This window comes from Kitasatospora sp. NPDC058190, from assembly GCF_042883685.1.
GTDB lineage: Bacteria > Actinomycetota > Actinomycetes > Streptomycetales > Streptomycetaceae > Kitasatospora.
On sequence record NZ_JBHVVI010000071.1, the window covers coordinates 41,492 to 49,512 of the forward strand.

Here is an 8,021-nt window from a genome sequence, read left to right on the forward strand (position 1 = left end):
GGCCGTCAAGCACCCCGGGGCGCTCCGGCCCGTCCGCCTTCGGATCCGCCATCGGACCCCTCAGCTCCTCGGCGCGGCGGCTTCGGTGCGCGGCTCGGCGGCCATGTGCTCGCCGACCCGCTTGACCAGCAGGGCCATCTCGTAGGCGATCTGGCCGATGTCCGCCTCGGCCTCGCTCAGCACGGCCAGGCAACTGCCGTCGCCGGCGGCCGTGATGAACAGGAAGGCCTCGTCCAGCTCGACCATGGTCTGCCGGACCCCGCCGACCTTGAAGTGCCCGCCGGCGCCCTTGGCCAGGCTGTGGAACCCGGCCGCGACGGCGGCGAGGTGCTCGGCGTCCTCCCGGTCGAGGTCGCGGGAGGCGCCGGTGGCCAGGCCGTCGCTGGAGAGGATCACCGCGTGCCGAAGGGCCGCGACACGCCCTACCAGGTCGTCCAGGAGCCAGTTGAGGTCACCGGACGGCTGCGTCGAAGTGGTCATGAATCAGTTCCTTCCGCTGGAGCGGGTGGTGCGGGCGATACGGGTGTCACGGGTGATGCCGGTACTGCGGATGCTTCGGGCGCCTTGGGTACTGCGGGTGCCGCGGGTGCCACTGGTGTTACGGGCGAGGCGGGCGCCGGGTTCCGCCGCACCGGCTGCCCGGCCGGCACCCGGCGGGCGAGCGGCGCCCGGCCGGCGTCCTCGGGGGCGGGCGCGGGCAGCGCCGCCGGGGCGGGTGCCGGGCTGATCGCCCGTCGGGACAGGTCCGGCGGCTGCCAGGCGGGTACGGCCGTGGGCCGGGCACCTGATGCGGTGGAACGATCCTGCGCACTGCGGTCCCGGGCGGTACGGTCCTGGACGGAACGGTCCTGGGCAGTACTGTCCTGGACGGCGCGATCGGCCGGGCCGCTGGCGCCGCGCCCGCGGGTGAAGCCGCGCTGGAACGACGCGAAGGTGGCCCGGGCCTCCTCCGGCGAGCGCTCCCGCGACTCCCGGAGCTCCCGGACGTCACCCGACGCGCCGGCCGATCCGGCCTCCCGAGCCGCGCCGTCCTCGGGCGCGGCCTCGGAGCGCAGCCGCTCCTTCGCCTGCTCCCTGAGCTGCGGCGCGAGGTTCGCCTGCCGGACCCTTCGCGGCAGACCGCCCGGCGTCCGCTGCGCGGCAGTCACCGGGGCAACGGCCACCGCCGCAGTGTCCGCGGACACGGTGGCCGCGGACGCGATGTCCACCTGTGCGTCGTCCACTGGCACGGCCGTCGGAGCGTCGGCAACCGTCGGCGCATCCTCGGCCGCCGCCACGTCCCGCCGGTGCCGCCCCGTACCCGGAGCGCCCTCGACGTCCAGCGCCGGCGCGGGCACCAGCACCGGCCCGCCCTTGGACCGCGCCGCCCGGCGCGGCAGCCCGTTGGCCGTACGCCCCGCCTCGGGTGCCGACGGGCGCGGCCCGCCACTCACCCGGTGCCGCCCGCCCGCAGCGGCGGCCGGAGACTCAGCGGCGGACGCCGAGGCGTCGCCCGGCACCGCGACCAGGTCGCGCTGCCCCCGCCGCCCCGCCGCCGTCCGTCCCGTCGCCGCCCGCTTCGGCGCACGGACGGCCGCGGTCCCGGCGGCTCCCTGGGCGGGCGGCTCCGGCAGCCCGTCCGGTGCCTCCGCCAGCAGCTCGCGCGGGATCAGCACCACCGCCGCCGTCCCCCCGTAGGGCGAGGGCCGCAGGTGGACCCGGATGCCGTGCCGCCGGGCGAGCCGGCTGACCACGAACAGTCCCAGCCGGTCGGTGTCGGCGAGATCGAACTCCTGCTCCACGGCGAGGCGTTCGTTGATCTCGGCGAGCAGCTGCTCGCCCAGTCCGAGTCCGCGGTCGTCGATCTCCAGCGCGAAGCCGTGCGCCACCACCTCGCCCTGGACGGTGACTTGGGTGGCCGGCGGGGAGAACACCGCGGCGTTCTCGACGAGTTCGGCGATCAGGTGGGTCACGTCGGCGACGGCACTGCCGAGCAGGCCGGTGCCGGGGAAGGGCCGGACGATCACCCGGGCGTAGTCCTCGACCTCGCCGACCGCCGCGCGGACCACGTCCACCATCCGGACCGGCTTGCGCCAGGCGCGCCCGGGCGAGCCGCCGGCCAGGATGATCAGGCCTTCGGCGTGCCGGCGCATGCGGGTGGTGAGGTGATCGACCTTGAAGAGGTCCTCCAGCTCCGCCGGGTCCTCGGTGCGGCGTTCCATGGTGTCGAGCAGGGTGAGCTGCCGGTGCAGCAGCACCTGGCTGCGCCGGGCCAGGTTGACGAACACCGCCGAGACGCCGCGCCGCAGTTCGGCCTGTTCCACGGCGGCTTCCACGGCGGCCCGCTGGACCGCGTTGATGGCCTGGCCGACCTGCCCGATCTCGGCCTGACCGAAGTGCAGTTCGGGCGCCTCGGCGGCCACGTCCACCGGCTCACCGCGGCGCAGCCGCAGCATGACGGACGGCAGTCGGGTGGTCGCCAGTTCATTGGCGGCGTTGCGCAGGCCGATCAGCTCGCGGGCGAGGCCCCGGCCGATCCGGAAGGAGATCAGGATGGTCAGGACGACGGCGACCAGGCCGATCGCGCCGGCGATGCCGCCGCTCCAGAGCGCCGCGATCGCGGTGGACCGCCCGCGCTCGTCCAGGCCCGCGGCGATCCGGGAGTTGATCGAGGCGAGGTCGCCGAGCGAACGGTCGGCGGTCTGCCGCCAGTTGTCGCCGTTGAGCGCCCAGGCCACCCGGTCGGGGCCGCCGGCACCGACGAAGTCCGCCTCGGCGCGGGCCAGCGCTCCCCAGGCCTCGCCGCCGCGCAGGGCGATGTAGTCGGACTGGTCGGCGGGTTCGAGTTCGGCGATGTAGACGGTGAAGAGCGCCTGCTGGTTGTGCAGGGCGTCCAGCGCTACCTGGTACTGCTCGGCGGTGGGCTTGGAGGCTCCGGAGCGCAGGCCCTCCATGGCCGCGTCCTCCTGCGAGAGGTACTCGCGCGCACGCACCAGCTCGATCAGGATGGTTCCCTGGCGCGGGAGTTGGCCGCTCTGCCGGGCGACGTAGGCGGACCGGAAGCCGAACACCGGCCGGACCAGGTCACTGTACTGCCCGAGCGCGAACTCCCAGTTGAGCGCGAGGCGGCCGATCTGGGCGCGCAGCGGGGCGATCTGGTCGGCGGCGGCGATGATCTGCACCAGGCGGGCCCGCTGGGCGGCGGAGAGTTCGCCGTGGGCGCCGTCCTTCTTCTGCCGCAGTACGGTGAGGCTGCGGTCGGTGGCGGCCGCGGCGTGCTCGAAGGCGTCCCGGGCGACCGGCGAGTTCGGGTCGGCCAGGCGCTGGACGGCAGCCCGCCGCTCGTCCTGCAGGTCGCTCGCGTACTGGTCGACCGCGGCGCCGTAGTCCTTGTACGTACGGCTGATCGCCAGCTGGTTCCAGGCGTCCCCGGTGGTGGCGAGCGTCGCGTACACCCACAGGGCGGCGAGCGCGACGATGGGCACCAGGAGCAGCGCGATGATCTTCGCGCGGATCGAGCTGCTGCGCAAACGCATGGAGTCCTCGGTCGGAAGTGCCAGGCGCGGACGGGGAGCGGGGAAGCGGTGTGAACGGAGAAGCGGTGTGAGCGGGGTGCGGAGGGTTCGGCGGGCTCGGACGGGTTCGGCGGACGTGCGAAGTGGGGCTCGGACGGACTTTGCGGAGGTATGGGAAGGAAGCTGCGGAGGGCTCCCGGCCACGGGTCTGCGAGACTCTACTACGCCGTGACCACACGTTCGAGGGTCGAACCACCCCACTTCCCCACCTTGCCCAGGACACGTCAGGAGCCGCCCGCGCTCGCGCCCGTCCCACACCCGGCTCTCGAACGGATCCTGGACCGATCCCGGACGGATCCCGGACGTTTCCGACCCGGATCGCACCCGGATCGTCCACCGGCACCCCGAATGCCCAGGTCACACCGTGCGCGCATCAACTCCCCGATTCCTCCCCCTCACCTCCCCGATCACGACACCATCCGAGCGGGCCCGTGCCGATCTCGTCGCGTCACCGCCACAACCCTGGGCAGTGACAGGACGATCCGATAGTTTCGCTCCACCCCCGCGACCGGGCGCCGCCACCCCGACGCCCCCCGCCGGGACCGACGGACAGCGCCGCGAGACGCGAACTGGGGAGGACTGTGCGCGAGTTCACCACGCCCGCCCCGCCCGGGCGCGAGGCCAGCGGAGGACTCGCCGACTCCCTGTACGACACCGCCGAACGCACGCCCGAGCTGCTCCAGCTGTCCTGGCGGACCGACGACGGGCGGTGGCAGGACGTCACCGCGCGGGAGTTCCGGGACCAGGTGCTCGCCCTCGCGAAGGGCCTGCTGACCCGCGGCGTGCGCTACGGCGACCGGGTCGCCCTGATGTCCCGCACCCGCTACGAGTGGACGCTGTTCGACTACGCGCTCTGGTCGATCGGCGCGATCACCGTCCCGGTCTACCCCACCGCCGCAGCCGAGCAGGTGCGCTGGATCCTCGCCGAGACCCAGGCGGTGGCCTGCCTGGTCGAGGACGAGGACGCCGCGATGACCGTCGGCGCGGTCTGCGACGCGCTGCCCGACCTGACCGGCATCTGGCAGCTCGACCGCGACTGCGTCGCCGCGATCACCGAGGACGGCCTGGACGTACCCGACGCGCTGGTGCACCGCCAGCGGCTCGGCGTCGCCGCCGCCAACATCGCCACCGTCGTCTACACCTCGGGCACCACCGGCCGACCCAAGGGCTGCCTGATCACCCACGGCAACCTGGCCGCCGAGGCCGACGCGCTGCTCGACGGCTGGGGAGACGTCTTCCGCGACACCGGCGGCGGCCAGCCCTCGACCCTGCTGTTCCTGCCGCTCGCGCACGTCTACGGGCGGGCCGTGCAGATCGCGGCGGTCCGCGGCGGCTTCCGGATCGGCCACATCCCCGAGGTCTCCACCAACGCGCTGCTGCCCGCCCTGGACACCTTCCGGCCGACCTTCCTGCACGCCGTGCCGTACGTCTTCGAGAAGATCTTCCAGCAGGCCAGACGCGCCGCCGAGGAGAGCGGGCGGGGCGAACTCTTCGAGCAGGCCCGGCAGGTGGCCGTCGACTGGGCGGCCGCCCGTGAGCAGAAGGCCTTCGGCCACGGCCCCGGCCCGGGCGCCGCGCTGCGGCTGCGCCACCTCGCCTACGAGCGGACCGTCTACCCCAAGCTGCGCGCCGCGCTCGGCGGCCGGGTACGCAGCGTGATGTGCGGCGGGTCCTCGCTGCGGCGCGAGTTGGGCCTGTTCTTCACCGGAGCGGGGCTCCAACTGTACGAGGGCTACGGGCTGACCGAGACCACCGCCGCGATCACCGCCAACCCGGCCGGACGGCAGAAGCTCGGCACGGTCGGCCAGCCGGTGCCGGGCGCCTCGGTGGCGATCGCCGACGACGGCGAGGTGTGGGTGCGCGGCGGCTCGGTGTTCGGCGGCTACCTCAACCACCCGCAGTGCACGGCGGATTCACTGGTGGACGGCTGGTTCGCCACCGGCGACCTGGGCCGACTGGACGGCGACGGCTACCTCACCATCACTGGGCGCAAGAAGGACCTGATCGTCACCAGCAGCGGCAAGAACCTGGCCCCGACCGCACTGGAGGAGCGGGTCGAGGCGCACCCGCTGGTCTCCCAGTGCCTGGTGGTGGGCGACGACCGCCCGTACGTGGCCGCGCTGATCACCCTCGACCCGGCCGCACTGGCGCACTGGTTGAAGACTCACGGGCGGGAGCAACTGGACCCCTGGAGGGCGCTCGCGGACGAGCAGTTGCACGTCGAGATCCAGCGCGCGGTGGCGGCGGCGAACACGGCGGTCTCGCGGGCCGAGTCGATCCGTGCCTTCCGGCTGCTGCCAAGGGAGTTCAGTCTGGAACAGGGGCTGCTGACGCCCTCGCTCAAGCTGCGGCGGGCGGCGATCGCGGAGCACTACGCGGAGGACATCGAGGAGTTGTACCTCTCCTGAACCGGGCCGGCCCACATCGTCACTGACGCACCGTCTTGTCCTTCATGACCCTGGTGCGTTCCGGGTCCTGTTCACCAGCCATTCCCTTGACGGGCCGATTGGTCCAGTCCATTGTTGCTCTTCGGTCCGCGTGCGGCGCACCGGTACAGCCCGCCCCCGCCCCTCCGGGAGCGCCCCCGTTCCACGGCTCCGAGCTCCACGGCTCCGAGCTACACGGCTCCGAGCTGCACGGTCACGAGCTCCACCGCCCCGAGTTCCACGGTCCTGATTCCGCTCACGCCCTCCCCACGGGCGTGCCCCCACCCGCTGGAGTCCTCACGTGTCGATGTCCACGCGCCTGTCCGCTCTGGCCGCCTCCGTCGCGCTGCTCGCCGGCTTCGCCCTACCGGCGGCCTCCGCCGGCACCGGCGGTTCCGCCGGGCCGACCGTCAACCTCGCCACCAACCCCGGCTTCGAGCTGCCGTCCCCCAACCTCGCGGACTGGGGCAGCATCCCCGGCTGGAGCTGCACCGGCGGCCCGGCCGAGGCCGCCGTCACCACCACCGCCCCGCACTCCGGGAACTCCTCGCTCACCGTGACCCCGGCGGACGCCGACTCCACCGGCGAATGCGCGCAGACCGTCGCCGTCCAACCCGACACCACGTACACCGCGTCGGCCTGGGTGCGCGGCAACTTCGTCTACCTGGGTGCCACGGGCACCGGCCGGGACGTCGCCCCCGCCTGGACCGAGACCACCGGCGGCGACTGGCAGCAGCTGACCACCCGCTTCACCACCGGCCCGAACGCCCGCAGCATCCGGCTGTACGTGCACGGCTGGTACCAGCAGGGGCCGTTCTCGGTGGACGACGTGCGGGTCGACGGCCCGGCGCCCGCCCCGGCGGTGGCGCGGGGCTCGATCCCGACCAGCGACAAGGTCGTCTTCTTCACCGTGGACGACGGCTGGCAGCGCACCCCCGAGGCGGAGCGGTTCATCGCCGACCACCACCTGCCGATCACCGCCTTCCCGCTGCCGATGCCGGCCGGCACCGACCCGGACTTCTTCAAGCGGGTCACCGCCGCACCCGGCTCCTCGATCCAGGACCACAGCGTCTCGCACTCCGACCTCAGCAAGCTCCCGCCGGAGCAGCAGCAGGTCGAGATCTGCGACGCCCGCGACGCGATGACCCGCCTGTTCGGCACCGCGCCCGTGGTGTTCCGTCCGCCGTCCTTCGCCTGGAACACCGACACCCTGCAGGCCGCGGCCAATTGCGGCATCCGCACCGTACTGACCGCCGACGCCGACTTCAGCTGGGGTGCCTCCAACATCTGGCACCCGGGCCCGCTGCAGCCGGGTGACGTCGTGCTGATGCACTGGACCGACACCCTCGCCACCGACCTGCCGCGCGCCCTCGCCGCCGCGGACGCCGCCGGGCTGAAGCCGGCGGGGCTGGTGGACTACCTGCGCTGACGTGGCGTCGGGTCGGGTCGGGTCGGCCTGCCAAGGGGCCAGCGAGCTGCCGGGTTCCGGGGTTCCCGGGGCTCCCGGGGTTCCCGGGCCGACAGATGACGGATGACAGCGGACAGATTTCATCATCTGAAATCTGTCCGCTGTCATCCGACCGCCGTCCGTCGCCCGCAGCTCGCCGTCACCCGTTCGCCGCACCCGTTCGCGCCGAGGTCGACGGCGCGGTCCACGGTGGTGTCCGCTCCCCTCCGAGCCGCGATCTTGCTCGTTGACAGGGCGTCCGCGGCATGGCTCTAATGGGGGCGTGCAGCGCGGCGTCGGCCACAGAGCAGTGGGCCGGCCGACAGCCGAGCCAGCACCTGATGCCCAAGGGGACGATGCGCGATGAGTACTTTCTCCGCTGCCCTGATCTGACGTAGGCGGTCACCGCGGTGTCCGCCCGTTCTGGCGTGGTACCGCGTGTGGCCGCGACTCCCTCGAAGTCTCCGGAGACTCCACCACACACGTATGCCTGATTTCTGGCTCTTCTGCTCCATCTGTGGGTCGCTGAGGAGCGCCTGACGCAGTACACGCCGTCCCCTGTGCAGATCTTGAGGTGTCGAGACTCAGGATCTG

Annotated in this window: 4 protein-coding genes; 2 read left to right on the plus strand and 2 right to left on the minus strand. The window is 73.2% G+C overall.

Features of this window, described 5'->3' with window-relative positions; translation table 11 throughout:
• Positions 1-60: 60 nt before the first annotated feature.
• Both ACFVWU_RS28375 and ACFVWU_RS28380 read right to left on the minus strand, forming a co-directional pair.
• Positions 61-480: a roadblock/LC7 domain-containing protein gene (locus ACFVWU_RS28375; protein ID WP_380609434.1), complete on the minus strand. Its 420-nt coding sequence runs from the start codon at positions 478-480 to the stop codon at positions 61-63.
• The gene (locus ACFVWU_RS28380) at positions 477-3,515 is read right to left on the minus strand and encodes a nitrate- and nitrite sensing domain-containing protein (protein ID WP_387626190.1); all 3,039 of its coding nucleotides are present in this window, start codon (positions 3,513-3,515) and stop codon (positions 477-479) included. Before ACFVWU_RS28380 ends, ACFVWU_RS28375 begins: the two co-directional genes overlap by 4 nt.
• A gap of 620 nt (positions 3,516-4,135) precedes the next feature.
• Between ACFVWU_RS28380 and ACFVWU_RS28385 the strand changes: the two genes are divergently transcribed.
• Both ACFVWU_RS28385 and ACFVWU_RS28390 read left to right on the plus strand, forming a co-directional pair.
• Entirely contained in the window at positions 4,136-5,962 is a 1,827-nt protein-coding gene (locus ACFVWU_RS28385; RefSeq protein WP_387626192.1) for an AMP-dependent synthetase/ligase, read from the plus strand.
• 325 nt (positions 5,963-6,287) lie between these two features.
• A complete protein-coding gene (locus tag ACFVWU_RS28390) occupies positions 6,288-7,409 on the plus strand; it encodes a polysaccharide deacetylase family protein (RefSeq protein ID WP_387626198.1) in 1,122 nt (373 codons plus the stop codon).
• Positions 7,410-8,021: the final 612 nt, after the last annotated feature.